Source organism: Streptomyces tateyamensis, from assembly GCF_003205575.1.
Classification (GTDB): Bacteria; Actinomycetota; Actinomycetes; order Streptomycetales; family Streptomycetaceae; genus Kitasatospora; species Kitasatospora tateyamensis.
Genome location: NZ_PYBW01000310.1, coordinates 1 through 279, shown reverse-complemented (window position 1 = coordinate 279; position 279 = coordinate 1). Strand labels below are relative to the sequence as shown.

Genomic DNA, 279 nt, shown 5'->3' with positions numbered 1-279 from the left:
GAGCTGGCCCAGGACGGCCCGCTGCCCACCGTGCTGCGGCTGTCCGACGAGGCCGAGACCTCGGTCACCCTCGCCGACCCCGCCGCGATGTTCGGCGGCGGCCCCGGCGGCTGCATGGCCGTCACCGGTTACGAGGGCACGGCCGCCGAGGTGGCCACCCGGCGGGCCGGCGTCACCGAGGTGCTCACCGCGGCCGGCGGGCAGGCACTGGGCACCGAGCCCGGCGAGGCCTGGCGCACCGGCCGGTTCCGGGCTCCCTACCTGCGCGACCCGCTGCTG

Annotated in this window: 1 pseudogene; it reads left to right on the top strand. The window is 78.9% G+C overall.

Features of this window, described 5'->3' with window-relative positions:
* Positions 1-279: pseudogene (locus tag C7C46_RS33520) on the top strand (FAD-binding oxidoreductase); the annotation flags it as partial.